Raw genomic sequence first — 25,933 nt, 5'->3', positions numbered from 1 at the left:
CTCAAGCGCCGGGCTTGTGCTCGGCGATCTGGATGAGGTTGCCGCAGGTGTCGTCGAGGACGGCGGTGGTGACGGTGCCGTGGTCCAGCGGCGCCTGGGTGAACTGCACGCCGAGTCCGCGCAGCCGCTCGTACTCGGCGTGGATGTCGTCGACGGCGAAGGAGGTGAACGGGATACCGTCCTCGACCAGCGCGTTCTTGAACGGGCGCGCCGCGGGATGGGCGTCGGGTTCCAGCAGCAGTTCGACACCGTCGGGGGCCTGCGGGGAGACGACGGTCAGCCAGCTGTACTCGCCGACCGGCACGTCCTGCTTCTTCACGAAGCCGAGCTTCTCGGTATAGAAGCGCAGTGCTTTGGCTTGATCGTCGACCCACACACTGGTGACGTTGATGCGCATGTCCTACTCCTTCGTCCAGCGATCGGTGAGATTTCGCAGCGGTTCTCGGTTCAGATAGTGGAATTTGTACCGGCCCTCCCGGCTCGCAGTCACCAGCCCGGCGACCGCGAGCACCGCCAGATGCTGGGAGATCGCCTGCCTGCTCGACGACATCCCGTGTCGCATCGTCAGCCGCCCGCACAGCTCGAACAACGTCTGACCGTCGCGCTCGGCGAGCTCGTCGAGGATCACCCGGCGCGTGGGGTCGGCCAGCGCCTTGAACACCTCGGCGGAGTCGGTACTTTCGCTCACCCCCTCACTATAGGCAAGTAAACGCTTGCATGTCACGTCCAGTGGCGAATCGTGCCGGGTGGGGGAGTCGCGTCGAGCGGGAAGGCAAGCTGTCGCCGCTCAGCTTTCCACCAGATCCATGCGGAGGAATTCGGTGATGCGGAGCAGTTTCGGCGGGCGGCTCACCTCCTTCGAAAGTGCTTGGAACGCTTCGGCTTCCCCGATCAGGCGGGGACTCTCGAGTTGCAGATCCCGGCCGTCGATCCGCAGCCCGGCGCGCCCGGCCTTCAGGATGTTCTGCACCCAGTCCGCACCTGACCCGTAGACCAGGATGAACAGGTAGCCGCCCGCGACCGGATGGGCGTCCAACGGTGTGCGATAGGTCGTGCCCGAGGTGCGTCCGACATGGGTCAGCACCGGCCACTTCCCGCCCGCGAGGGCGCGCGGATTGAACACCCGCTTGTTCACGTGTCCCCACCATTTCGGCATCGGCATCGGAGTCTCCTTCACTTGCTGCCTTACGAGCGTAAGGCTGGCTTACGCTTGTAAGGTAGGCTTACGCACGTAAGGCTGTCAACTACCTGTTTTCGAGGAGGCGCCATGTCCCGACCACCGCTACCGCTCAGCAGAGACCGCGTCCTCGAGGCCGCGGTCCAGGTCGCCGATCGCGGTGGGGTGGAAGCGATCACCATGCGCCGAGTGGCGCAGGAACTGGGCGTCGAGGCGATGTCGCTCTATCATCACGTGCCCAACAAGGACGCCATCCTCGACGGCGTCGTCGACACCGTGTTCGCCGCGATCGACCTGCCGGACACCGCACAGCCGGACTGGCGCGACGCCCTCCGCGCGCGCGCATACTCCGCCCGCAAGGTCCTGTCGCAACACCGTTGGGCCCTCGGCCTGCTGGACTCCCGCCGCAACCCCGGCCTCGCCACGCTGCGTCACCACGACGCCGTCCTCGGCGTGCTCCGCAACGCCGGATTCACCCTCCCGACCGCCGCGCACGCGGTCTCCCTGATCGACAGCTACATCGGCGGCTACGTCCTCCAGGAAGCGAACCTCCCCGCGGCGACCCCCGGCGATGTCGAGACTGTCGCAGGCGGCATCCTCGACCGCCTACCTGACGACCTGCCGCACCTGCGCGAGATGATCGTCGACCACGCCCTACGCCCCGGCTACGACCACACCGCCGAATTCACCTACGGCCTCGACCTCCTCCTCGACGCCCTGGAAGCCAAGCGCGAGTAGACTTTTCGGCAGGCCCGCGCCGAGAGCAGTCGCGACGCCGGCCCCGCACGTCACCACAGGGGCGATCCGCAACTGGACGAGCGATCACGAGGAAATGGTGGCGGCATCGCCCGAGAGGTTCCCGCCACCATTTCCCCGTGATCACTCGACCAACTCGCCGCAGGCCTCGAGGCACTCCGGACCGCCCCGCGCACCACTCGCTTGTGCGAACTTCGAGGCGGATCGCCACCCGATGCCGCCGGACGAGCTCGTTCGTCATCGCTCGCCACCCGATGCCGCCAGGCGAGCTCAGCTGTCGGAGATGAGTTGGCCTTCGGCCAAGTAGATGTCTACCGGTGCGTCTTGTTGATCGCGACTCGACGCCGCCAGGGGAGCTCGGCTGTCGGGAGGGGTGGGCTGGCCTCGGTGCAGTAGGTGTCCAGCGGTGCGTCTTGTTCGTCGTCGATGGCGACTCGCTGCCGCCAGGCGAGTTCAGCTGTCGGAGGTGAGTTGGCCTTCGGCGAGGTAGGTGTCCACCGGTTCGCCTTGTTCGTCATCGATCGTTACCAGGTACCAGGGGCTGGACCGCACATCCGGGTTGAGAGTGAGCCCGTTGTCGTCGTGCGCTGGCGTGTATTGCAGGTCGACCTCGACGACGACGCCGTGCCTGCCGAGGGAGACGTGCCGAACCCGATCCCCGACACCGAACTTGGCTTCCGACATGCTGCACGCTCCTTCGTTCCCGCAATCGCCACTGTATCCGGTGTGCCCCCAATGAGATTGCCCAATCCACCCCACTCGACGCGTCCACGTGGAAGCAGGGCCGACCCCCACCGCAGGCCTGCAGCCTAACCGCCCACCCCCTGGTAACCGAGCCCCCACACGCCCCCACCCCACCAAGATCAAAAATCGTCCCTGGAGCCACCCCGGCGACCCCCTAGCCACCCCTGTATATAAAGGACCCGCCACAGGGCGGCGAAGCCCCGCCGAGCGGGGGTTGCACCCTCGGATGTAATACCGAGACCCCCGGCTGCGCATGACACCCCAACGCGCCCACGGCAAGGGGGTTCGGGGGCGAAGCCCCGCCGAGCGGGGCCCGGGGGTTGCACCCCCGGTGAAATGACGAGCGACCCCGGTCCGCGCCTTCCGCGGACAGGGGTCGCCCAGAGCGAGTGCCGAGTGTGGGACTCGAACCCACACGTCCTTTCGGACAACGGTTTTTGAGACCGTCGCGTCTGCCAGTTCCGCCAACCCGGCGCACCGGGACGAAATGATAGCGGGTGGAGGGGGCTGGTACCTAACTGGTTGGTGGCGGGGCTGCGGTCGGGCGGTTTGCCCTGGGTATATGCGTTCTATGCCGAAGTGAAAGGTACTCTTTACATCACTCGACGACCGGTGGTGAGGTCGATGGTCGGCAAGTTGGACCAGCGTCCACTCTGCGGCGTGTCGGGGACAGGCATCGAAACCATGAGGGGTCTTACCTATGAGCACAGCAGCAGGGGGCGCAGGCACTAAGCGCGACGCGGGGGCGAAGCGGGTCGTCGTCGCGGAGGATGAGGCGCTCATCCGCATGGACCTGGTCGAGATGCTGACCGAAGAGGGCTATCTGGTGGTCGGTGAGGCGGGTGACGGGCAGCAGGCGGTGGATCTGGCGGTGGAGCACCGGCCGGATCTGGTGATCATGGATGTGAAGATGCCGCGCCGGGACGGCATTGATGCGGCGGCCGAGATCGCCTCGAAACGTGTTGCGCCGGTGGTGATTTTGACGGCGTTCAGTCAGCGGGATCTGGTCGAGCGGGCGCGCGACGCGGGGGCGATGGCGTATCTGGTGAAGCCGTTCACGAAGTCGGACCTGGTGCCGGCGATCGAGTTGGCGGCGAGCCGGTTCCATGAGATCACCGCGCTGGAGGGTGAGGTGGCGAATCTGTCGGACCGGTTGGAGACGCGCAAGCTGGTGGAGCGGGCGAAGGGCGTGCTGATGCAGACGCAGGGTCTGTCCGAGCCGCAGGCGTTCAAGTGGATTCAGCGGACCGCGATGGATCGCCGGACGACGATGAAGGCCGTCGCGGAGGTCGTGCTGGAGAACTTGGCCCCGAAGTGACAGGGGTGGTCCGGTGAGCGGACCGCTGACCTATGCACGCCGTGCTGACGGACTGTGCCCGCCTGCGCTGATTAGAAGGAAATTTTACTCACGTGAAACAGGATCGTGAACAAGAATTCGACACGATGTCGGATTCATGATCCGAATGTGATGCAGAACTAACGCACCAACGCTATGTTCTGACCGGGCTGACGTGGTCGGCCCCCTCGGTGATCCCGGGGGAGCACAGGACTTAGAGGTGAAACGTGCTTAGTTCGACAAGGCACAGTCGTACGACGCGAGGTGTTTTGGCAATCGGTGCAGCTGCCGCGCTGGTGCTGACCGGTTGTAGTGACAAATCGACCAGCACCGGTACGGATGCGTCCGGTACCAGTGGGGCGTCCAGCCTGAAGATCACGCCGGTCGTTCAGGTGGACACCAACGGCAAAGAGGTCGCGAAGGTCGATCCGGCGAAGGCCGCCGATCCGGCCGGTGACGGCAAGGCGACGTGCGCGCCGACCAACATCGCCTTTGCCGGCGCGTTGACGGGTCCGAACGCTGCTCTCGGGATCAACATCGATATGGGCGCGAAGTTGGCGCTCGATCAGCACAACAAGGCCAACCCCGGCTGCCAGATCACGTTGAAGTCGTTCGACACCGAGGGTGACCCGCAGAAGGCCACGCAGGTGATCCCGCAGATCGTCAACGACAAGTCGATCGTGGCGCTGCTGGGCCCGACGTTCTCCGGTGAGACCAAGGCGACCGGCAAGATCCTCAGCGATGCCGGCCTGGCGTCGCTGACCTCGTCGGCGACCAACGCGACGCTCACGTCCAACGGCTGGACCAGCTTCTTCCGCGGCCTCGCCAACGACGATGTGCAGGGTCCGTCGGTGGCGAAGTACCTGACCGGCACCGCGGGTTACAAGAAGATCTGCGTGGTCCAGGACAACAGCGACTACGGCACCGGCCTGGCCAAGAGCATCACCGAGGGTCTCGGTGCCGCCGCCGACGCGAGCTGCGCATCCAGCATCAAGACCGGTGACAAGGACTTCTCCGCGACGGTCACCAAGATCGCGGGCGCGAACGCGGACGCGGTCTTCTTCGCCGGCTACTACGCCGAGGGTGCGCCGCTGGCCCAGCAGCTGAAGTCGGGTGGCTTCAAGGGTGTCTTCGTGGCGCCGGACGGCACCAACGATCCGCAGTTCCTGTCCCAGGCGGGCAGCGCGGCCAAGGGCGCGACGCTGACCTGCCCGTGTGGTCCGGCTCCGGAGAAGTTCGAGAAGGACTACCAGGCTTTCAACAAGCAGCCCTCGGGTGTCTACTCCGTCGAGGCCTATGACCTGGCCACGATCCTGACCAAGGCGATCGGCGCGGGCAAGGTGACCCGCCCCGACATCCTGGAGTACGTGCGTTCCTATGACGGCGCCGGCCTGGCCCGTCAGTACAAGTGGAGCGCCAACGGCGAGCTGAGCAACGCGCTCATCTGGATCTACACGGTCAAGTAACCCGACCCACGAGTCGCGCAGCACGTAACGGGGTTCGCGCGAATCCCGTTACGTGCTGCTGTTTCGTGAAGGGCGAATGAATGAGGGCGAATTACGAATGACTTCCACTGCATTAGCCGACGCAGTACAACTCGTCGGCGGCTCGATCGACTTCAACTATGAGGGAGTGATCGACGATTTCTGGCGACTGACCGTCGACGGATTGTCCTACGGTGCTATCTACGCACTGGTCGCTGTGGGCTACACCCTGGTCTACGGCGTACTGCGGCTGATCAATTTTGCCCATTCGGAAATATTCATGCTCGGCTTGTTCGGCCAGTACATCGGGCTGATGTTGCTGGGCTTCTCGCCGAGTGGTGATGTCTATTCGCAGGGCATCATCCTCACCATCACCTATCTGGCGCTCGCGATGATCTTCGGCATGGCGGTGTCCGGTGCGGCTGCGGTCGGGTTGGAGCGGGTGGCCTATCGGCCGCTGCGCAGACGCGGCGCCAAACCCCTGATCTTTCTCATCACCGCGATCGGCGCTTCGTTCGTGATCCAGGAGATCGTGCACTTCGTGTTGCCGAAGATCTGGCCGAGCCTGGGCGGCACGAACGCGCAGAAGCCGATCATGCTGGTGGAGCCGACGAAGCAGTTCAGTTTCGGCGGGGCGGACATCACCAACGTGACGATCGTGATCATCGTCGCCGCGGTGATCCTGGCGATCGCCACCGAGCTGCTGATCAATCAGACGAAGTTCGGCCGTGGCATTCGGGCCGTGGCGCAGGATCCGGATACCGCGACGCTGATGGGCGTTTCCCGGGAACGGATCATCATGCTCACCTTCCTCATCGGCGGCGTGCTCGCCGGTGCGGCGGCGCTGTTGTACGCACTCAAGATTCCGAACGGCATCATCTATTCGGGCGGTTTCATTCTCGGCATCAAGGCGTTCAGCGCCGCGGTGCTCGGCGGCATCGGCAATCTGCGCGGGGCGTTGCTCGGCGGGTTGCTGCTCGGTCTGGCGGAGAATTACGGCCAGATCCTGTTCGGCACCGAATGGCGTGACGTGGTCGCGTTCGTGGTGCTCGTGCTGGTGCTGATGATTCGGCCGACCGGCATTCTCGGTGAAAGCCTCGGGAAGGCACGCGCATGAGTGACGTTTCCACGAAAACCCCGGTCCCTCCGGCCAAGCCGGAACGTCCGATGCACGGTGTCGGCGACGCGCTACGTGCGTGGTGGGGTGGGTTGTCGCGCCCGGCGCAATGGGCGGTCGGGGTGCCCGCGATCATCCTGCTGGCCCTGCTGCCGCTGTTCCCACCGCCGTTCATCGATACGCCGGGCACCAGTTTCGGCGGTGTGATGGCGCAGTTCGCCATGTACGCGCTGCTCGCGGTCGGCCTGAATGTCGTTGTGGGACAGGCAGGTCTGCTCGATCTCGGCTATGTCGGCTTCTACGCGGTCGGCGCGTACACCGTCGGGCTGCTCACCAGTCCCAACAGTCCGTGGAACCAGACCGGCGACGGCTGGCTCAACGACGACTGGGCGTGGCTGGCCTGTCTGCCGCTGGCCGTGGCGGTCACCGCGATGTCCGGCCTGATCCTGGGCACGCCGACGCTGCGATTGCGCGGTGACTATCTGGCGATCGTGACCCTCGGCTTCGGTGAGATCGTCCGGTTGCTCGCCGACAATCTCGGTGAGGTGACCAACGGCAGCCTCGGTCTGTCCGGTATCGCGTATCCGCGCGTCGGTGAATCCGAGCAGAAGCCGAACGGTGTGTTCTCCTCCGGCAATGTCGGAAACTCCGACTCGGCCAATATTCTCGACAAGGCCAACGCGGGCACCTGGTGGTTCTGGATCGGCATGATCCTGGTGATCATCACCCTGCTGATCGTCGGCAACCTGGAACGCAGCCGGGTCGGCCGGGCCTGGGTCGCGATCCGGGAGGACGAGGACGCCGCCGAGATCATGGGTGTGCCCACCTTCAAGTTCAAGCTGTGGGCGTTCATGATCGGCGCCGCCGTCGGCGGGCTCTCCGGTGCGCTGTACGCGGGGCAGGTGCAGTTCATCAACCCGACCGGCTTCAACATCATCAACTCGATGCTGTTCCTGTGCGCGGTCGTCATCGGCGGGCAGGGCAACAAGCTCGGCGTGATCGTGGGCGCGTTCGTCATCGTGTATCTGCCGAACCGGCTGCTCTCGGTGCAGGCGGTCGGTCAGTCCGCGGTCGGCTGGGTGGCGCTGATCTTCACCATCGCGCTGGTGGTCGGTTTGGTCATCGTGTGGCGCAGGTGGGCTCGGGATCAGGAGCGGCCGATCCGGTGGGGCTATCTGGCCGGTGGTGCGGTCGCGGTGATCGTGATGCTCGTCGTGCTCAACAACGTGCTGGTCTTCCAGAAGCCGGGCGCGCAGTCGCTCGGTGACTACAAGTACCTGTTCTTCGGTATCACGCTGATGGTGGTCATGATCTTCAAACCGCAGGGCCTGTTCCCGGTCCGGCAGAAGCTGCTCGCCTACGGGCGGCAGGTGTACCAGGCGGTGCGCAGACCGTCCGGCGACGAGGCGATCGGAGCGACCCGATGACCGGGCCGAGCGCCGGCGGCGCACTGTTCGACAATGAGGACATGGCCGCGGGGTACGCGGCCGAGCCCGAGACCGAACCCAGTGCCGGTGTGGTCGATCTGACCGCGGTGAACCCGGACCTGGCCGACGCGGAGGCGGTCGCGGAGGTCGTCGCCTCGCATCGCGAGATCGAGACGGCCGTCGGTGCGCCGCTGTTGCGCACCGAGGACCTGACCGTGAAGTTCGGCGGCCTGACCGCGCTGGACGCGGTGAGCTTCGAGATCCGCCGCGGCGAGATCCTCGGGCTCATCGGACCGAACGGCGCGGGCAAGACCACCTGCTTCAACGCGATCACCGGCGTTTATCGGCCGGCGTCGGGCACCGTGTACTTCGACGGCGCGCCGCTGACGAAGACCAAGCGCAACGCCATCACCCGGCTCGGTATCGCGCGCACCTTCCAGAACATCCGGCTCTTCGGCGAGATGACGGCGCTGGAGAACGTGGTGGTCGGCACCGACGCCAGGCACCGGACCTCGGTGCCCGGCGCCATCTTCCGCACCGCCCGGCACCGCCGGGAGGAGCACGACGCGATCGAGCGGGGCATGGCGCTGCTCGAATTCGTCGGCATCGCACCGCGGGCGGTGGAGAAGGCGCGCAACCTGTCCTACGGCGACCAGCGCCGGCTGGAGATCGCCAGGGCGCTGGCCACCGAGCCGAAACTGCTCTGCCTGGACGAGCCCGCCGCCGGGTTCAATCCGAGTGAGAAGTCGGCGCTGATGGATCTGATCCGCAAGATCCGCGACGACGGGTTCACCGTCTTGCTGATCGAGCACGACATGCGCCTGGTGATGGGCGTGACCGACCGGATCGTGGTGCTGGAGTTCGGCCGCAAGATCGCCGACGGACTGCCCGCCGCCATCCGGGAGGATCCCGCGGTGATCGCCGCCTACCTCGGGGTGCCCGACGACGGCACCGACGCGGAGACGGCAAGCGCACACGGGACGAACGGGTAGGAGCAGCGATGACATCGCAGACAGAACCGGTGCGGCGCAACGGCTCCGACGCCTTGCTCGAGGTCGACGACATGGTCGTCAACTACGGCAGAATCCAGGCGCTGCACGGGATTTCGCTGAAAGTGGCGCCGGGTGAACTGGTGACCTTGCTCGGCGCGAACGGTGCCGGCAAGACCACCACCATGCGGGCGCTGTCCGGACTGCTGCCCCTGACCAAGGGGCGGGTCCTGTTCGAGGGCCGCGACATCACCCATATGAAAGCGCACGAGCGGGTGGGTCTCGGGTTGATCCAGGCACCGGAGGGCCGTGGCGTGTTCCCCGGCATGACGGTGCAGGAGAACCTCGACATGGGTTGCTACGGAAGGCCGTTCAAGCAGAAGGCGGAATACGACAAGACGCTCGAGTGGGTGTTCGAGTTGTTCCCGCGCATGCTGGAACGGCGCAAGCAGGTCGGCGGCACGCTCTCCGGCGGCGAGCAGCAGATGCTGGCCATCGGCCGTTCGCTGATGGCCCGGCCACGACTGCTGTTGCTGGACGAACCGTCGATGGGCTTGGCGCCCATGATCATTCAGCAGATCTTCCGGATCATCTCCGAGATCAACAAGCAGGGCACCACGGTGCTGCTGGTCGAGCAGAACGCGCAGCAGGCGCTCTCGCGCAGCGATCGCGCCTACATCATGGAGACCGGTGAGGTCACCAAGACCGGATCGGGCAGCGAACTGCTGACCGACCCGGCCGTGAAGTCGGCCTACCTCGGTGTCGGCTAGCCGATGAGGTAAACCCCGGTGCCGCGCGGCCGCACTCGAGGCATGATCATGCTCATGACTGAGCGCGATCAGCTGAGGGATCTGGCCGAGCGGTACTGGGACTCCTTCCTGGCGGCCCGGCCGAGCGACGCGACGTTGCTCGGCGACCGGCGATTCGACGACAAGATCGAGGATCTGTCCGCCGCCGCCGACGAGCGGTTGCTGTCGACCTGGCGCGAGCTGCTCGGCCAGGTCGACGCGCTCGACCCCGCGGGACTCGACTCGACCGACCAGGTCACCCACAGCCTGCTGCGCACCGAATTGTCCGGCGCGATAGACCGTTTGGCGTGGCGGCCGACGGAGCTGGCCTCCGATCAGATGGAGGGCGTGCACGCCTGGGTGCTCACCATCGCGCCGCAGCTGAATGCCCCGCAACCGGAGCACGCGCTCGCGCTCGTGCAGCGGTTCCGGCAGTTCGGCGATCTGCTCGGGCAGGCGGTCGTGCGGTTCCGGGACGGTCTGGCCGCAGGCCGCACGCCGCCGCGAATCACGCTGGAGCGCTCGCTGAATCAGCTCGACGGGTACCTCTCCTCGGAGCTGTCCAAGGATCTGTTCGTCACCTTCCCCGGCCCCGAGGGCTGGGCCGGCGAGGCGGCGTGGCGGGCCGAATTGACCGACGTGGCAAGGGATGTCATCCGTCCCGCGTTCCAGAGCTACCGGGACATGCTGTTCGAGGAACTGGTGCCGGTCAGTCGCCCGGACGACAAGCCGGGCCTGTGCTGGCTCGGCGCCGACGGTGAGGACATCTACCGGCGCCAGCTGCGCTTCCACACCACCCTGCCCGAACTCGGCGCCGAGGAGATCCACGAACTCGGCATGACCGAATTGGCCGGGCTGCGTGAGGAATACGCGACCATCGGCGAGCGGCTGTTCGGCACCGCCGAACTCGGCGAAATCTTCGCCAGGCTGCGCGAGGACCCGGAACTGCGCTACGCCGACGGCGAACAGATCATGTTCGACGCGCGGCGCGCCCTCGCCGCGGCGAGCGCCGAGATGGGCAACTGGTTCGGCAGGCTGCCCAAGGAATCGTGCGATATCGTCCCGATGCCGGAGTTCCTCGCCGCGGATGCGCCTGCGGCGTACTACTTTCCGCCCGCCGCCGACGGATCCCGGCCCGGCGCCTACTTCGTCAACCAGTACCACCCGACCGGTCGCGGCCGGTTCGAAACCGCCTCGGTCGCCTTCCACGAGGCCATCCCGGGCCATCACCTGCAACTCACCATCGCCAACGAACTCGACCACCTGCCGCGGTTCCAGCGCCAGTCGTACGCGAACACCGCGTTCGTCGAAGGCTGGGCGCTCTACACCGAACGACTCGCCGACGAAATGGGCCTGTACGAGGACGATCTCGGCCGGCTCGGCATGCTGTCGGGCGACTCGTGGCGTTCCTGCCGCCTGGTCGTCGACACCGGTCTGCACGCGAAAGGCTGGAGCAGGCAACAGGCCATCGACTTCATGGTCGCCAACGTGCCGGTCGGGCTCGCCGAGATCACCGCGGAGGTGGACCGCTACATCGGCATGCCCGGCCAGGCTGTCGGCTACAAGGTCGGCCAGCTGGAAATCCGCAAACAGCGCCTCGCCGCCACCGAACGCCTCGGCTCCGCCTTCGACATCAAGGCGTTCCACGACGTGGTGCTCGGCTCCGGTTCGGTGAGTTTGCCGGTGCTGCGGGAGCTTGTCGCCACGCTGTGAGGTTGTGTGCCGGGGTGCGGGTATGTGTGCCCGGGACGCGTGCCGGGCGTGGTGAGGTTGCGTGTCGAGGCGGCGACGTTGCGTGCCGGGCGCGAGGTTGTGTGGCCCGGTGCGGTGAGGTTGTGTGCCGGGCGCGGTGAGGTTGTGTCTGGTGCGGTGAGGTTGTGTGCCGGGCGCGGCGAGTTTGCGCGCTGGGGCGCGGCGACTGCGCTAGGTGTACTGACCTGAGAGGTCCGCGACGCGGCTGGCTGGTGGGTGGCCTGCGAGTGCGGTGTGGCCGCGGTGGTGATTGCAGGTGTGGAGCCAGGTGGTGAAGGCTGCATCTGTCGGCGTCGCTGCGGTAGAGCCGTGCGTAGGCCCATTCGTCGGCGAGGGTGCGGTGGAAGCGCTCGACTTTGCCGTTGGTTTGGGGCCGGTAGGGCGGGTGCGTTTGTGGATCACCGGTCCGAGGGCTTCGGCGAAGGTGCGTGATCGGTAGCAGGAACCGTTGTCAGTCGGCACTTTTCGGGTGGTGATGCCGTGGTTGGTGAACCAGGCCTGGGCGCGGGCACAGAACGCGGCGGCGGTGTCTTTGCGTTCGTCGCCGAGTAGTTCGGTGTAGGTCGCTGGTGTCCCTTGCGGGAGCGGCGTCGGGATGCTGATTCGGTTCAGCAGTGCTCTTCGATCATCACCATCACGCGGTGGTCGGTGTCGCGGAACTCGGTGAGGTGGAAGTCGGCCATGGGGTGTGCCCGGTCCGCCCAGAATTCCTCGACCTGGTGCACGAGGTCGGCGCGGTCCTGTCCGACCACCTCGTGTGCCGCGCCGATGTAATCGTGGAACACGACCGTGTCAGGATTCTGGAGCAATCGACGTGCCCGCGACGGGATGAGCAGATCCTGGCCGCGTCGTCGCCAGGTCGTGCCGTTCTGGTCCGTCCAGAATCGCTTGGTAGGGCGGGGAGTCGCGTAGCTCGCGGCCGCGTTTTCGAGCGGGTCGGCGCTGAGGCGTCGACGACGATTGGTCGACATAGCGTGAGTGTGCCAGCGGACGCGGCATCGCTCGACCGATTTTCCGGCACGGCTCCGAGCTGTGGTGCGCGGGCGCGGCGTCGTTTGGCTGTGTGCGCGGGGATTGTGCCGCGTGGCTCGACTCTATCTCGGGGGCACGGGTCCAGGCTGTGGTGCGCGGGGATTTCAGGTCCGGCGTCGTTCAGCTCCCACTACGTTTCACGACTTCCGCATCGCGCGGCCGACCCGCTCGCCCACTTGTTCCAAGTTCTCGCACGGGTTTTGGGTTCTCGCACCCGCTGCGGCGTGGCATAGGGGGTGCGCGAGCACAGAAGGGGTGCGGGAGTCGAGGGCGGGCGTGTTGCTTTTGGGCGTGGCGTCGTGAGTGCTCGGGTTGCAGGAGTGTGGCGCTGGAGCGGGGGCGTCGGGCGTGAGGGACTTCGGGTTTCGGGCGCGGGGGGACTTCGGACTTCGCGTGCAGGCGGCGTGGTGCCGTGTTGTTGTGACTGGGTGCTTGTGTTGTCGGTGGCTCCGAACCTGGTGTCTGCGGTGGCTACTCAGGTCTCGGCGAGGCGCGCCTGGATCGGGTAGCGGGGGCGGTGGTGTGCGTCACAACGAGGGGGTGTCGAGACTCGATGCGATGCGCATGGGTGTCGGCGTAACACCTTGTCGGTGGCGGTCCCTAGACTCGGGGGCGTGAGTTCACCCACGACTGCTCAGCGTCCCGCCACCGCGTCCGCCACCAGCGAAGTCGCGCCGGGAGACCGGCCGACTCTGATGTTGCTGGACGGGCATTCGATCGCCTATCGCGCGTTCTTCGCGCTACCGGCGGAGAACTTCAAAACGGTGACGGGCCAGACCACCAACGCGGTGTACGGCTTCACCGCGATGCTGATCAACCTGCTGCGCGACGAGAAGCCGACGCATATCGCGACGGCGTTCGACGTGTCGCGCAAGACCTTCCGCACCGAGGCGTACCCGGAGTACAAGGCGAACCGGTCGCAGACGCCGGACGAGTTCCGCGGGCAGGTCGAACTCACCAAGGACGTGCTCGGCGCGATGGGCATCCCGGTAATGGCCATCGAGGGTTTCGAGGCCGACGACATCATCGCCACGCTCACCACCCAGGCGGTGTCGGAGGGTTTCCGGGTGCTGATCGTCTCCGGCGACCGTGACGCGATCCAGCTGGTCAACGACAACGTGACGGTGCTCTACCCGCGCAAGGGCGTCTCCGATCTCACCCGGTTCACCCCCGACGAGGTGTTCGCGAAATACCAGCTCACCCCGTCCCAGTACCCGGACTACGCGGCCCTGCGCGGCGACCCGAGCGACAACCTGCCCGGCATTCCCGGCGTGGGGGAGAAGACCGCCGCCAAATGGATTCGTGAGTACGGCGACCTGAACACCCTGGTCGACAAGGTGGACGAGGTGAAGGGCAAGGTGGGCGACGCGCTGCGGGCGAACCTCAGCAGCGTGGTGCTCAACCGCCAGCTCACCGAGATGGTGCGCGACGTGCCATTGCCCTACACGCCCGACCAGCTGGCGCAGCAGCCGTGGGACCGCAACAAGATCCACCAGCTCTTCGACGACCTGGAGTTCCGCGTGCTGCGGGACCGGCTGTTCGAGACGCTGGCCCCGAAGGAGCCCGAGGCCGAGGCCGGCTTCGAGATCAGCGGTGGCGCGCTCGAGGTGGGCGCGGTGGCGGACTGGCTCGCCGAGCACGCAAAAGCCGGTGTGCGGCAGGGCGTTTCGATCGTCGGCAGCGGCACCCCCGGTAACGGTGACGTGCGCGCGCTCGCCATCGCGGCGGGCGACGGCGAGAGCGGCTACATCGATGTCGCGATCCTGACCCCGGAAGACGAAGCGGCACTCGGCGCCTGGCTCGCCGATCCGGCCGTGCCGAAGGCGCTGCACGAGGCCAAGGCGGCGATGCACGCTTTGCGCGGACGCGGCTGGACCCTCGGCGGACTCACCAGCGATACCGCGCTCGCCGCGTACCTGGTCCGTCCCGGGCAGCGTAGCTTCAACCTCGACGACCTGTCCCTGCGTTATCTGCGGCGCGAACTGCGCGCCGAGACCGACGAGACCCCGCAGCTGTCGCTGCTCGACGACGAGGACACGGTCGACGCCGAGCTCGCGCAAACCGAGATGCTGCGCGCCCGGGCAGTCGCCGATCTGGCCGACGCGCTCGATACCGAACTCCAGCAGATCGAATCGGTGCCGCTGCTCGCGGACATGGAGCTGCCACTGCTGAGTGTGCTTGCCACGCTGGAGGATTCGGGCATCGCGGTGGACACCGACCAGCTGGAGACCTTGCAGCGGCAGTTCGCCGACAAGGTGAACGAGGCCGCCAACGCCGCCTACGAGGTGATCGGCAAGCAGATCAACCTCGGCTCCCCGAAGCAGTTGCAAGTGGTGCTGTTCGACGAACTCGACATGCCGAAGACCAAGCGCACCAAGACCGGCTACACCACCGACGCCGACGCGCTGGAATCGCTGTTCGAGAAGACCGAGCATCCGTTCCTGCAGCACCTGCTCGAACACCGGGATGCGACCCGGCTCAAGGTGACCGTCGACGGTCTGCTCAAATGCGTCGCCGACGATGGCCGCATCCACACCACGTTCAACCAGACCATCGCCGCCACCGGCCGGCTCTCCTCCACCGAGCCGAACCTGCAGAACATCCCGATCCGCACCGATACCGGCAGGCAGATCCGCGACACGTTCGTCGTCGGCTCCGGCTACCAGTCGTTGATGACCGCCGACTACAGCCAGATCGAGATGCGCATCATGGCGCACCTGTCCGGCGACGAAGGCCTCATCGAAGCCTTCAACTCGGGTGAAGATCTGCACACGTTCGTCGCCTCCAAGGCGTTCGACATCCCGCTCGCCGAGGTGACGCCCGAACTGCGCCGCCGCATCAAGGCCATGTCGTACGGTCTCGCCTACGGTCTCAGCTCCTACGGCCTCGCCGCCCAGCTGAAGATCAGCACCACCGAGGCCAAAGAACAGATGGACGTGTACTTCGACCGCTTCGGCGGCATCCGCGACTACCTGTACGAGGTGGTCGAGCAGGCCCGCAAGGTCGGCTACACCTCCACCCTCTTCGGCCGCCGCCGCTACCTGCCCGACCTCGATTCCAGCAACCGGCAACGCCGCGAAGCCGCCGAGCGCATGGCCCTCAACGCCCCCATCCAGGGCACCGCCGCCGACATCATCAAGGTGGCGATGATCAACGTGCACAAGGCGATCCAGGAAGCCGGCCTGCGTTCCCGCATGCTCCTCCAAATCCACGACGAACTCCTCTTCGAAGTCGCCGAAGGCGAAAAGGAAACCCTCGAAGCCCTCGCCAAAGCCCAGATGTCAGCCGCCATCCACCTCTCGGTCCCCCTGGACGTCTCAGTAGGCACCGGCCGCAGCTGGGACTCCGCCGCCCACTGATTTCCTGGGGTGCGGGTGTTGGTCGGTTGATCACGAGGAACTGGTGGCGGCATCGGTCGAGAGGCTCCCGCCACCAGTTCCTCGTGATCATGTGTCCAGGAGCCGGGGTGGAGCGTTCAGCGCTGGTCGGTGCGGGGGCGCAGGGCGTAGGCCGGGACCAGTTGCCCTTGAACTACCAGGTCAGGGCGTCCGTCGGCGTATTGCACGCTGAATGTCACCCGCCCCATCCAGTCCCCGGCGACCGTCGGCACCCAGTGGGTGAGCAACCCTGCTCGCTCCCCGGTCATGATCACTCCGGCCCCGTTCGTGTGCTCGGGCGTGCCTGGATCACGAATCACGATCGCATCCAATCGAACCCACACCGGCCGTGGCCGCACAGTGACCGCAGCCGCATAATGCCCGACCCCATCCGGTTCGATCAGCTCAGGCTCCGTACCTTCCGTGCGCGGCACCCCAGACTCTGATGTCGAACTCATGTTCGAATAGTAGCGCCTCTATCGCGTCATCATGGGTGGCAGGATCCGCAGGTTTAGGGTCGGGCCACTCATCCCCACGGAAGGGAGCGCCATGTCGCGATCGGCGAGGACCAGAATCCCGGTCGAGGACAAGCTGCGGATCGTCCTATCGGTGCTCAGGGGTGGTGAGATGAGTGTGTCCGAGGCCGCTCGGCGGCGGGGCGTATCCGCGGTGGCGGTGTCGTAGTGGAGGCAGGCGTTCCTGGAGGCGGGTACGAAAGCTCTCGAGCCGCGCCCGAGCGGTCCCGCCGGTGCCCGTGGCGGTGCGGAGGAGCGGCGGTTGCGGATCGAGAACGAGCAGCTCGAGCTCGCCCTAGCCGAGGCGGCGGTGCAGCTTCGGATCCAGCGGCACGGCGGTGTCGAACGTGTCCCTTCGTCGACCTCGAAGCCCTGAGAGCGGCACGACGGTTGCCGGTTTCGAGGTTCGCCCCACTGGCCCGAATCCCGGAACGCACCTATCGCCGACGGCTGGCCAGGCTGCGCGGCGGAGAGCCGCAACGTGCACTGCGGCCGTCACCGCGACGCGATCGGATCGAGCCGATCGCGGCGGAGTACGGCGAGGCGTGGCCGGCCTGGGGGCACCGCAAGATCGCGGCATCGATGCGCGCCGACGGTTACGAGGTGTCGACGTCCACGGTCGAGCGGGCACTACGCCATCGCGGGTTACTGTTGCCGCCGGGATTTCGCGCGGACCGTAAGTCGTGGGCGGCGTTGCGGCGCAAGGTGTTCCGGACACCGCCGACCCGACGAAATGTGGTATGGCAGGGGCCACGACGCACTGAAATGCCTCCAACTCGCCGTTGCCGAAGCCGAGCATGTCCTGGGACTGAACGACCTGCGCACCGACCGGCGCCTGGCCGAGGTCTTCGGCCCCCACGGCGAGTCGGCCGGCATGGCACCGGCGCCGATCGCGGCGTCATCGCCGACGGTGAGGCCCTGGACATGGAAGTACACCGCTTCCGCGTCATCTACAACACCCTCCGTCCACATCAAGCACTCGGAGACCGAACACCCAAGGGCGCCTACAGCCACGAGCAATCTGGCTGAGAACACGCGATATGCGGCGATACGGGGTGTTGCTCGGAAGTTCCGCGGCCAGGCCGCGAATCAACTGGTTCGGGTGATCCGCAGCACCGGGATCCGTCGCCGTGTCTTGGCCTCGAACTCGGCGAAACCCGGTTGGACGGTTATGGCCTTCGCGAGCAGCCGGGTGCGCTCCTCGCCCTCGGTGGGCGTCGCTTCGGCCCGGTAGCTGTCGGCGCCGACCTCGACGGTGAGTTCCGGGTTGGCGACGAGGTTGTGATACCAGGCCGGATTCCGGTCGGAACCGGCGGCGGAGGCGACGACGAAAATGTCGCCACCGTCGGTGAAGTACACGACGGGGCTGATGCGCGTCAGGCCGGTCCGGGCGCCGACGGTGGTCAGCAATGCCATATCGAACGTGGCGAATCGGCCGCCGACCCGGCCGCTGTTGGCGCGGAACTCGGCGATGACTTCGGGGTTGTACTCGAACATTCCGTTCCGATCGTCGATTCGGATGTTGGTGCGGGACAACGAGGATGCCGGCTCGCAGGACCGGCCCGGGTCGTACGAGCCGGCGCCAGTGGCCGAAGTGGCCTGGGGCCCGTCTCGATCGCCACCGCGTCGCCTCGCCGACCGCCGGAATCGGCCAGCTCTCACATTGCCTTTATTTTGAATCAAATGGTTTTATTGCGAGTCAAACACAAGGCTCTGTCGTCGTCAATCGCTCGCGTATCGCCGCCGCGTGGCCTGTCGGTGCACTCTCCGAGGGTGGGGGTGCTGCAAGCCGCGCGGGTCGCGGCTAGTAAGAGACTGGTGTCAGGATCGGATCCCGGCCAGGATCAGGTCTAGGTGCCCGGTGGGATGCTCCCTTTATTCGGCTGCCCGCCTGTCGTATTGGTGTGGCTCTCTAATGGCTTGCCTCCCATCGGGTGCCGTGCTGGGAGTGGCTGAAGAGGGGTCTGCCCCAAGCTCGTACTAGCGGTGCCCTCCCGCACGGACACCACCATGTCGACTACGGGAGGAACCAGCGGTGACCGTCATCATCGGAATGGATCCACACAAACGCTCGGCCACCATCGAAGCCATCGACCCCACCGGCCGGATCCTGGCCACCGGAAGATATGCCACCGACACCGCCGGCTATACCGATATGCTCACCGCCGCACAGCAATTCACCAAGCGGGTCTGGGCGGTCGAAGGCTGCAACGGCATTGGCCGCCACCTCGCCCACCGCCTGGTCCACGACGGAGAAACCGTCATCGACGTCCCCGCCAAACTCTCCGCCCAAGTCCGGGTATTCGCCACCGGCAACGGCCGCAAGACCGATCCCGTCGACGCGCACTCGGTCGCCCTCGCCGCCCTGCACGCACCGAATCTGCGCCGGGTCACCGCCGATCCGGAGTTGGTTGCTTTGGGCATGCTCGCCGACCGCCGCGACGAGCTGGGGCGCGCCCGCACCGAAACCCTCTGCCGGCTGCACCGGTTGCTGCTCGAGCTGATCCCTGGTGGCGCCAAACAGTTTCTCTCCGCTCGCCAGGCCCGCGAGCTGGCCGTCACTGTCACCCCATCGGATGCGGCCGCGCGGGTCCGACTGCGCCTGATCATGGAGATGATCGAGGACCTGGAAACCATCGACCGCAAAACCAGAGCTGCCGACAAAGAACTGTGCCAGCTGGTCGCCGACCGCGGCTCGACATTGATGGAGCTCCACGGCATCGGACCTTCCTCCGCGGCAAGGCTTTTGGCTGATGCGGGTGATGTTCACCGTTTCCGGGATCGAGACCGGTTCGCGTCCTGGAACGGCACCGCACCACTGGACGCGTCCTCCGGTGATCAGCAACGGCATCGGCTTTCTCGCGCCGGGAACCGGAAAATCAACCGGGTCCTGCACATCATGGCGATCGTCCAGCTGCGCAACCGCACCACCGGCCGGGTCTACTACGACGCCCGCAAAGCGGGCGGGAAAACCTCGATGGAAGCACTGCGGGCGCTCAAACGGCGGTTGTCGAATGTCGTCTACGCCCGAATGCTCGCTGATCAACGTCGTCGTGAATGGGCAGGCCCGGGAGGGCAATCGGGAACGGCTACTGACTCCAGCGCGACCGGTTCCAACCCGCACACCGATCCTTCGGACAAGCCACATCCCGGACCCGCCATCCAGGCTAACCCCGCATCCACCCCAACGCCTTGACATAGAGGGGAGCCATTACAGCGCGTTCTCAGGAGCGAGCCAGACAACCGAACTCGCCGTCGCATCCTGCCATCGACTTGACGCAAGACAGGGGCCTTGCGTCAACCCGCTGGCAGGGTTCGGTGAATTGTTCGGGATCACGGCCGGACGGAGTTCGTTCCGTTCTACTCCTGTGTGGAGAGTTGAGCGCTGTCCCTCCCCGAGAGCGGCAAACGTATGCGTGGGCTGGTTGCCGAGGTCCGGTCAGCGGGTGTGGTCGAGGTTGTGAAAGGCGGTTCCGAGGCCGATGAACAGCACGGTGAGATCGTCGACGAGAAGGCGACGGTCGACGGGGACGCCGTCGGCGAGGACGGCGGTCAAGGCTGCGGTGAAGCCGCCGATGGCGAACTGCGCGGTGACGCGAACCGGGCGGGAGTGGGGATCTGCGCCGCGCCAGGCGGCAGGTGAGTAGCGAGCCAGCAGGTCGGCGAAGCGTTGCACTTCGGCGTGGAACCGGGGGCCCAGGACGGGGGAAGTCGCAGGTTGCATGAGCAGGACGCGACCTTTGCGGGGGTCGTCGAGCATCAGGTCGACCATGGCTTCGAGCACGGCGCGGATGCGGTCGCGACTGCGGGGCGCAGCGGTGACCATAGCTAGTTTGGCGAGGTGTTCGGCTTCGGTGATCAGTTGGTCGAACACCGCCAGTTGTAATTGGTCCAGGTCGGTGAAGTGGTCGTAGAAGTAGCGGGGTGCGAGCCCGGATTCGTCGATCACCTTGCGCACGGTGACCGGCCCCAGGTCGGGGGTGCCCAGCACCTGCAGCCCGGCGTCCAGCAACCGGGCCCGGCGAGCCGCCGCCCGGTCGGCCGGGGTCTGTCCGCCGTAGATGCGACCTTCGGTGACTCCCACCCCCACATCTTGACACAGATGTTTCCTGATCGCATGATCATCTGGAAACGGTTTGTGACAGATGGGAGAGTCTGATGTCGCGCTCGAGCGGGCCCGGCGGTCTGGCTGCGGAGTTGGCCTCGGATTGGCGGTTGTTGCTGCTGGCGCCGACCGCGTTGGCGTTGCAGGTGACTCATCCGGTGATCGGGGCCGGTGTCGGGCAGTATTCGAACTACCGCACCGATCCGTGGGGCCGGGCGGCCCGGTCGGTGTGGCCGGTACTGGCCTTGGTGATGATCGAGGACAATGGCTATGCCGCGCAGATGCGGCAGTTGCACCGCGGGATCGGCGGTGTCGATGATCGGGGTCGCCGCTACCATGCGTGGCACCCCGAAGCCTCCTACTGGGTGCTGGCCACCGCCGGATACGCCAGCGAGCAATGGCGCGAACACTTCGCCAGCCCGCTGACCGCCGACCAGCGCGACGAGGTGTTCCGGGCTTGGCGGGCGGCGGCGGTCGATTTCGGGATTCCCGACCGAGAGCTCCCGACGGACTATGTGGCCTACCAGCGATGGTTCACCACCATCGTGGAACAGAAGCTGGAAAACCACACCACCTTCCACGAACTGGTCGAGACATTGCGCGCACCCGCGGCGCCGCCGCTGGTGCCGAACTGGTTGTGGCGCCCGGTCGCCCGGTGGGTGATCGGCCCGCTGGTCCTGCTCGCGATCGGTGCGACGATCCCGCCGGTCCTGCGCGAGCGGGTCGGCATGGAGTGGACCGCCCGCCACGACCGCCGGTTCGCGCTCGCCGCACGAGCGGTCCGGATCGTCAACACGGTCCTGCCGCGACCACTGCGATCGATCAACGGGCTCATCGTCGGTCGTTACGAACAAACCATGCGCGACTACATCGCCCGAGGTGCCGAACTGGGCATCGCGCCCTCCATAGCCGCCCACCACGCCAACGGACACGTCGCATGATCCCCCCTCAGCACCCGAGCGCCGCGACAACTGCCGCCCTCCCCGCGCACGGCCCGCAGACCAGCGCGGCCCTCGCGCCCCATCACGACCACTGCTACGTCTGCGGGCCGCGCAACCCGGCCGCCACGGGAATCACCTTGCGCCGCAACGGTGATCGAATCGTCGGACAGGTCTGCCTCGACCAGCGCCATCAAGGCGTGCCCGGGCTCGCCCACGGGGGAGCCATCGCCGCACTCGTCGACGAGACCGCCGGCGCGCTGCTCATCAGCCGCGGCCTACGGTTCGTCACCGCCCACCTCGACGTCGACTACCACGCACCCGTGCCTATCGGCCGACCGTTCACCGCCGCCGCGCGGCTCGACCACCACGACGGCCGGAAATACACCGTCATCACCGAACTCCGCACCGACACCACGCTTCTCGCGACGGGCCGCGTCCTGTTCCTCACCGTGGAGGCCGACCACTTCACCACTCACGGCGTCGCCCCCGGCGCATTCCCCCACTTCGGCATCTGACACCAAGCCCTGGCGGCACCCGTGCAAACGCGCTGTCATGCCGCTGACTACGCGGAGAAATGCGGCCAGGCGTACCGATCTGTCGAATTGAGCGCGTTCGACCCGCTGTTCATGTCCCGCCGCAAGCTCGTGCAGGCAGACCGGCCTTCGATCCAGATGGCCGGCCGTCGCGTCATTCGGGCGGACGCCGGCCGCGCTCATTGCGACCCCCGTACAACCAGGCGCCTGACTTGCTCGATCAGCGGAAAGCCTTGTGCCGCAGCGCGAGGACAGCACCGGCAGCGCTCAGGATCAGGTAGCCGGTGAGTCGCGCCCACCCGGGGAGGTCGAGATAGTTGAGTAGGAACCAACTCTTCGAGCCTCCGGCGAGGTTGTTGATCAGCCCGCCGACGCCCTGAATGAGCAGGAGTACCCCAAGTGTTTCGAACATCGCTCCACCTTATCGATACGATCGTATTGATTTGATGGATGTCAGGGTAGCCTCGGGCCTCCACTAGAGTCAAACCAATACAATCGACACGGAAAGGTGGGGTAGTGGGCGGCAAGGGCGCAGCGGTGCGTGGTGTGGGCGCCGCGCACGACGAGCGACGGCAGTCGATCCTGGAGGCGGTGTTCGCGATCGTGGACACCGACGGGGTCGAAGGAATGAGCATCCGGAACGTCGCCCAGCAGGCCGGCGTCTCCATCGGCCGAGTCCAGCATTACTTTCCCGCAAAGGAAGATCTGTTGGCGGCCGCATTCACCAGCATCGCCGAGGTCGGCGGCAAGCGAGTTCAGGAGCAAGTCGCAGCGGCGGGCACCGACGACCCGGTCACTACGCTTCGCGCGATACTCGCCGAGACCATTCCGCGCACCGCAGCCGACCACCGCCGGTTCCGAATCATGCAGGCATTCGAGACACACGCATTGCCACGCCCGAGTCTCGCCGCGCAGGTGACCCAGGGCTACAACGAGCTGATCGACCTGATCGCACTTCTTCTGAGTCGCACGGCCGCAACCGGTCTCGACGTTGCCGAGGCTGCACGCGAACTCCTCGCGCTGTGCACGGGCCTCGCCGGACTGACCCTGACCGGCAACATCACTCCGGAGCGAGCCCAGCACATAGTTTTCGCTCGCCTGGATGCCTTCGTGAGCGGATGTCGAGGATCCAGCTGAAGCCGGGGCCCGCGGCGACGAACCGACGTGCAGCGTGGGCCTCGAACGCTGCCGGCCCCGACGAATCCGTGGCATCGGTCGTGGCTGCTCGGCGTTTCCGGTGGCATCCGCTACAAGCGCATCCACGAACTCGGGCGCCGCTGTCGCCCGGCTCGGCGCGTGGCGTGCAGCGCTCGAGGAGCATTCACACCTGCGCGTACCCGCCGTCGGCGAAGAACTCGGCACCGTTGACGTACCTCGACGCGTCCGAGGCGAGGAACGTCGTGACCGCGGCGACCTCCTCGGGCTCGGCGAGCCGGCCGAGGGGGACGGCATCTTCGGCCTGCTCGAGCATCTCGGGCGTGATCAGCTTGAGCAGGCCGGGGGTGCGTGTACCGCCTGGGGATACGACGTTGACCCGGAACCCGTGCGTGCGCGCGCTGAGTGCCCAACCGCGGGCGAGGGTGCGGACCGCGGCCTTCGACGCCGCGTAGATTTCGAGTCCCTGGTTGGGTCGCGTCGCGGCGGTCGAACCCGTCAGGATCACCGAAGCGTTCGTGCTGAGGAATGGCAGCGCTTGCTGCAGGGTGAAGATCGTTCCCTTGACGTTGGTGGCGAATACGGAGTCGATCAGATCCTCGGTCACCTCGCCGAACGGAGCTGCGGTGCCGACGCCGGCGTTGGCGACCAGCACGTCGATGCGCCCGGCCTGGTCGTGCACGGTCCCGTAGAACGCGTCGAGTTCCGCGGGCACCGAAGCATCGCAGACCGCGCCGGTCACGTCGGGCCCGAGCTCGGCGACCGCGGCGTCGAGCGCGTCCTTGCGGCGGCCGGTGATGAACACCTTGGCGCCCTCGTCGCGGAACGCGCGTGCGGTCGCGAACCCGATGCCACTGCTGGCCCCGGTGATCACAGCGACCTTGTCTGCCAAGACGGCCATGCCGCCTCCCTCCAGGTTATGGACTACTACGTCCATAACCTTCCCTGTTATGGACCGGGCAGTCAAGATTCCTTCGGCAGCGAGAAAAATGAACTCGCCAAGGCTGATGGGTGAGTGTTGCTACTGCGTCGGGGCGGGCAGCAACCGCGCCAGGGTGGACCGGGCCACCGTGGTGAGCACGTCGATGTCCATGCCGGTGCGCCCGAGCGCGATGACGCCGAGTTGGGCGACGAGGACCGCGCGGGCGGTCTCGGCGGGGTCGGTGTCGGGGTCGAGGTCGCCTTCGCGCTGGGCGCGCTCCAGCGCGGCGGTGAGGATGGTGGCGATCGCGTCGTAGCTGCGGCGGGCCTCCGCGGCCACGTCCGGCGTGCTGGTGGCGAGCTCGGCGTTGGTGTTGGCGAGCAGGCACCCCCGGCGCGCAGTTGCTCCGGTCGGGTCGCCGGTCGAGCCGAGCACGAACTCGCGGACCAGGTCGATCCCTCGCGCCGCGGCGGCCAGACGCTCGCGCAGCAGCAGCAGGTTCGCATCGTCGTAGGCGCGCAACACCCGCAGGAACAGGCTGCGTTTGTCCCCGAAAGCCCCGTAAAGACTGCCTTTGCCCAACCCGCTCACGCGCAGCAGGTCGTCCATCGACGTCGCCGCGTAGCCCTTGTTCCAGAACTCGTCACGGACGGCGAGGAGCACGCGATCTTCGTCGAACTCACGAGGGCGGGGCATGCCCCTACGGTACTAGTTCTGGACCGTACGGGCCATAATGGGCGTCCACGAACGTCTGCCCATGCCGCATGGAGCGCGGCCTGAAGGAGTCGCTCGGCGTTCTTGAAGATCAACTGGCCGAGATCATCTCGGGCAGAGGAACGCACGAAAATGCCGATGTGCGTGCCTCGGCGGGTCTGGCCTCCAACGAAACGTGACCGCTACTGATTACCAGGGAGTTGGGAGCGCAGAGACTCCATCTCGGCGCCTTCCCCAAGCACGTCTACCGCCAACTCTATTAGGCTCCTCAGTGAATGCTGGTCGTCGAGGTCTCTCACGTGCTCGGTGATCAGCCCACGTAGTTGCGGCCACCGCTTCACCCACTCGCGCAGGTGCCAACGAATCGCGTCGTCAAGATAGGTAACGGCGGGCCCCGTGCCGTTGAGTTTCCACTGCCGCACCAGGCTTCTTCTGCCGACGAGAATTCCTTCGAAGCACCACAGCAGCGCAAAGTAGCTCGGCAGGATATCCTTGGCGTCTCGTCGACTCCGCTGCGCCGCACGGCGATACGCTTCCAGCGCATCGCGGACCTCGCACATCTGCGCCGACACGAGTGTGCCGTATAGCGAACGCGCCAGTTCATAGCCCGCATGCAGCTTCACCCCACGCGCGTTTCGCCACGTCAGTCCCGCTCCCGCGAGGGAGACAACAGCAGACAGAGCGCCGATGATTGCCGGGTCGATCAAAGCCACAATGGGGCGACGCTACTCCACGGGGAGCGACGCGTCTACGCGATGGTATTGACCTGCAACGGGATTCATTCGGTCAGTACCGGCCGCCACAGTCGGGAAGGTCAGCCACGACACCGCCGCGACGTGGCGAATGTCCGCAAATGCCGGTGGGCGCGCATTGGGGATTCGTCGAAATCGGTTGGCTGACAGCACTTCCCAACGCATGCGAATGCCGAGGAGTGCGCCACATGGGTTGACGCTTCTGCCGAGCAGCGCGCACCCAAGGCGGGTACGCGCTGCTGCCGGCAAACCTCCGCATGATTCGCTATCAGCTCATACCGCTGTCGCTCTTCTCATCCGGGGATGGGGATCGAACG

26 protein-coding genes, 1 tRNA gene and 1 pseudogene are annotated in these 25,933 nt (G+C 66.3%); 14 read left to right on the top strand and 14 right to left on the bottom strand.

The genetic code is table 11. The features are described from left to right. Window position 1: 1 nt before the first annotated feature. From TY25_RS12290 to TY25_RS12280, 3 genes are all read right to left on the bottom strand, one after another. Window positions 2-397: a VOC family protein gene (locus TY25_RS12290; protein ID WP_042256036.1), complete on the bottom strand. Its 396-nt coding sequence runs from the start codon at window positions 395-397 to the stop codon at window positions 2-4. Between the two features lie 3 nt (window positions 398-400). Further along, window positions 401-688, bottom strand: coding sequence for an ArsR/SmtB family transcription factor (locus TY25_RS12285; RefSeq protein ID WP_042256035.1), 288 nt, complete (start codon window positions 686-688; stop codon window positions 401-403). Window positions 689-787: 99 nt separating this feature from the next. Continuing rightward, a complete protein-coding gene (locus tag TY25_RS12280; RefSeq protein ID WP_042256034.1) occupies window positions 788-1,162 on the bottom strand; it encodes a PNPOx family protein in 375 nt (124 codons plus the stop codon). 105 nt (window positions 1,163-1,267) lie between these two features. Between TY25_RS12280 and TY25_RS12275 the strand changes: the two genes are divergently transcribed. Continuing rightward, the gene (locus TY25_RS12275; RefSeq protein ID WP_042256033.1) at window positions 1,268-1,915 is read left to right on the top strand and encodes a TetR/AcrR family transcriptional regulator C-terminal domain-containing protein; all 648 of its coding nucleotides are present in this window, start codon (window positions 1,268-1,270) and stop codon (window positions 1,913-1,915) included. A 471-nt stretch (window positions 1,916-2,386) separates the two neighbouring features. Here TY25_RS12275 and hspQ read toward each other — a convergent pair whose 3' ends face one another. Next, on the bottom strand, window positions 2,387-2,617 hold the full coding sequence (hspQ, locus tag TY25_RS43195; RefSeq protein WP_042256032.1) for a heat shock protein HspQ: 231 nt from the start codon (window positions 2,615-2,617) through the stop codon (window positions 2,387-2,389). 450 nt (window positions 2,618-3,067) lie between these two features. Continuing rightward, window positions 3,068-3,151, bottom strand: a tRNA-Leu gene (locus TY25_RS12265). A 226-nt stretch (window positions 3,152-3,377) separates the two neighbouring features. Between TY25_RS12265 and TY25_RS12260 the strand changes: the two genes are divergently transcribed. From TY25_RS12260 to TY25_RS12230, 7 genes are all read left to right on the top strand, one after another. Then, window positions 3,378-3,995, top strand: a complete 618-nt coding sequence (locus tag TY25_RS12260; RefSeq protein ID WP_014983319.1) for an ANTAR domain-containing response regulator — start codon at window positions 3,378-3,380, stop codon at window positions 3,993-3,995. Between the two features lie 287 nt (window positions 3,996-4,282). Then, window positions 4,283-5,479 carry a branched-chain amino acid ABC transporter substrate-binding protein gene (locus TY25_RS12255; protein WP_042256031.1) on the top strand — a complete coding sequence of 399 codons (1,197 nt, stop codon included), beginning with the start codon at window positions 4,283-4,285 and terminating at the stop codon, window positions 5,477-5,479. Window positions 5,480-5,576: 97 nt separating this feature from the next. Continuing rightward, the gene (locus TY25_RS12250; RefSeq protein WP_042256030.1) at window positions 5,577-6,614 is read left to right on the top strand and encodes a branched-chain amino acid ABC transporter permease; all 1,038 of its coding nucleotides are present in this window, start codon (window positions 5,577-5,579) and stop codon (window positions 6,612-6,614) included. Beyond that, a complete protein-coding gene (locus tag TY25_RS12245) occupies window positions 6,611-8,041 on the top strand; it encodes a branched-chain amino acid ABC transporter permease (RefSeq protein ID WP_081868831.1) in 1,431 nt (476 codons plus the stop codon). The genes TY25_RS12250 and TY25_RS12245 overlap by 4 nt, the downstream gene beginning before the upstream one ends. After that, window positions 8,038-9,033 carry an ABC transporter ATP-binding protein gene (locus TY25_RS12240; RefSeq protein ID WP_042256028.1) on the top strand — a complete coding sequence of 332 codons (996 nt, stop codon included), beginning with the start codon at window positions 8,038-8,040 and terminating at the stop codon, window positions 9,031-9,033. Before TY25_RS12245 ends, TY25_RS12240 begins: the two co-directional genes overlap by 4 nt. Before the next feature lie 8 nt (window positions 9,034-9,041). Continuing rightward, complete coding sequence (locus TY25_RS12235) at window positions 9,042-9,800, top strand: ABC transporter ATP-binding protein (protein WP_041562585.1); 759 nt, start codon at window positions 9,042-9,044, stop codon at window positions 9,798-9,800. 54 nt (window positions 9,801-9,854) lie between these two features. Then, window positions 9,855-11,531 (top strand): DUF885 domain-containing protein, encoded by a 1,677-nt coding sequence (locus TY25_RS12230; RefSeq protein ID WP_226887428.1) that lies wholly within the window; start codon window positions 9,855-9,857, stop codon window positions 11,529-11,531. 210 nt (window positions 11,532-11,741) lie between these two features. Here the strand turns inward: TY25_RS12230 and TY25_RS41585 are convergent. Both TY25_RS41585 and TY25_RS12225 read right to left on the bottom strand, forming a co-directional pair. Continuing rightward, window positions 11,742-12,131: pseudogene (locus TY25_RS41585) on the bottom strand (integrase core domain-containing protein); the annotation flags it as partial. 47 nt (window positions 12,132-12,178) lie between these two features. Then, the gene (locus TY25_RS12225; protein WP_042256026.1) at window positions 12,179-12,541 is read right to left on the bottom strand and encodes a hypothetical protein; all 363 of its coding nucleotides are present in this window, start codon (window positions 12,539-12,541) and stop codon (window positions 12,179-12,181) included. Between the two features lie 675 nt (window positions 12,542-13,216). On the opposite strand from TY25_RS12225, the gene polA reads away from it, so the two are divergent. Further along, window positions 13,217-15,961 (top strand): DNA polymerase I, encoded by a 2,745-nt coding sequence (polA, locus tag TY25_RS12220; protein WP_081868830.1) that lies wholly within the window; start codon window positions 13,217-13,219, stop codon window positions 15,959-15,961. A 116-nt stretch (window positions 15,962-16,077) separates the two neighbouring features. On the opposite strand, the gene TY25_RS12215 is transcribed toward polA, so the two are convergent. Next, entirely contained in the window at window positions 16,078-16,299 is a 222-nt protein-coding gene (locus TY25_RS12215; protein WP_226887427.1) for a hypothetical protein, read from the bottom strand. A gap of 1,284 nt (window positions 16,300-17,583) precedes the next feature. Beyond that, a complete protein-coding gene (locus TY25_RS12205; protein ID WP_042256020.1) occupies window positions 17,584-17,991 on the bottom strand; it encodes a nitroreductase/quinone reductase family protein in 408 nt (135 codons plus the stop codon). Between the two features lie 538 nt (window positions 17,992-18,529). Here TY25_RS12205 and TY25_RS12200 point away from each other — a divergent pair. Beyond that, complete coding sequence (locus TY25_RS12200) at window positions 18,530-19,690, top strand: IS110 family RNA-guided transposase (protein ID WP_081868828.1); 1,161 nt, start codon at window positions 18,530-18,532, stop codon at window positions 19,688-19,690. 243 nt (window positions 19,691-19,933) lie between these two features. Here TY25_RS12200 and TY25_RS12195 read toward each other — a convergent pair whose 3' ends face one another. Then, entirely contained in the window at window positions 19,934-20,578 is a 645-nt protein-coding gene (locus TY25_RS12195; protein WP_052382941.1) for a TetR/AcrR family transcriptional regulator, read from the bottom strand. Between the two features lie 74 nt (window positions 20,579-20,652). Here TY25_RS12195 and TY25_RS12190 point away from each other — a divergent pair, with 74 nt between their 5' ends. Both TY25_RS12190 and TY25_RS12185 read left to right on the top strand, forming a co-directional pair. Continuing rightward, window positions 20,653-21,540: an oxygenase MpaB family protein gene (locus tag TY25_RS12190; RefSeq protein ID WP_042256016.1), complete on the top strand. Its 888-nt coding sequence runs from the start codon at window positions 20,653-20,655 to the stop codon at window positions 21,538-21,540. After that, complete coding sequence (locus tag TY25_RS12185) at window positions 21,537-22,055, top strand: PaaI family thioesterase (protein WP_052382940.1); 519 nt, start codon at window positions 21,537-21,539, stop codon at window positions 22,053-22,055. Before TY25_RS12190 ends, TY25_RS12185 begins: the two co-directional genes overlap by 4 nt. Before the next feature lie 238 nt (window positions 22,056-22,293). Here the strand turns inward: TY25_RS12185 and TY25_RS12180 are convergent, their stop codons facing one another. Next, complete coding sequence (locus TY25_RS12180; protein ID WP_042256015.1) at window positions 22,294-22,485, bottom strand: hypothetical protein; 192 nt, start codon at window positions 22,483-22,485, stop codon at window positions 22,294-22,296. 104 nt (window positions 22,486-22,589) lie between these two features. On the opposite strand from TY25_RS12180, the gene TY25_RS12175 reads away from it, so the two are divergent. Beyond that, complete coding sequence (locus TY25_RS12175; protein ID WP_052382939.1) at window positions 22,590-23,210, top strand: TetR/AcrR family transcriptional regulator; 621 nt, start codon at window positions 22,590-22,592, stop codon at window positions 23,208-23,210. A gap of 184 nt (window positions 23,211-23,394) precedes the next feature. Here the strand turns inward: TY25_RS12175 and TY25_RS12170 are convergent, their stop codons facing one another. Both TY25_RS12170 and TY25_RS12165 read right to left on the bottom strand, forming a co-directional pair. Continuing rightward, window positions 23,395-24,129, bottom strand: a complete 735-nt coding sequence (locus TY25_RS12170; protein WP_042256014.1) for an SDR family NAD(P)-dependent oxidoreductase — start codon at window positions 24,127-24,129, stop codon at window positions 23,395-23,397. A gap of 120 nt (window positions 24,130-24,249) precedes the next feature. Continuing rightward, on the bottom strand, window positions 24,250-24,846 hold the full coding sequence (locus tag TY25_RS12165) for a TetR/AcrR family transcriptional regulator (protein ID WP_042256013.1): 597 nt from the start codon (window positions 24,844-24,846) through the stop codon (window positions 24,250-24,252). 68 nt (window positions 24,847-24,914) lie between these two features. Between TY25_RS12165 and TY25_RS44450 the strand changes: the two genes are divergently transcribed. Next, on the top strand, window positions 24,915-25,043 hold the full coding sequence (locus TY25_RS44450) for a hypothetical protein (protein WP_256656731.1): 129 nt from the start codon (window positions 24,915-24,917) through the stop codon (window positions 25,041-25,043). Window positions 25,044-25,046: 3 nt separating this feature from the next. Here the strand turns inward: TY25_RS44450 and TY25_RS12160 are convergent, their stop codons facing one another. Beyond that, window positions 25,047-25,577 carry a hypothetical protein gene (locus tag TY25_RS12160; protein WP_115347035.1) on the bottom strand — a complete coding sequence of 177 codons (531 nt, stop codon included), beginning with the start codon at window positions 25,575-25,577 and terminating at the stop codon, window positions 25,047-25,049. Window positions 25,578-25,933 lie beyond the last annotated feature (356 nt).

Source organism: Nocardia brasiliensis NBRC 14402 (assembly GCF_000308475.2).
Lineage (GTDB): Bacteria > Actinomycetota > Actinomycetes > Mycobacteriales > Mycobacteriaceae > Nocardia > Nocardia brasiliensis.
This window is presented reverse-complemented; position numbering and strand designations above follow the sequence as displayed.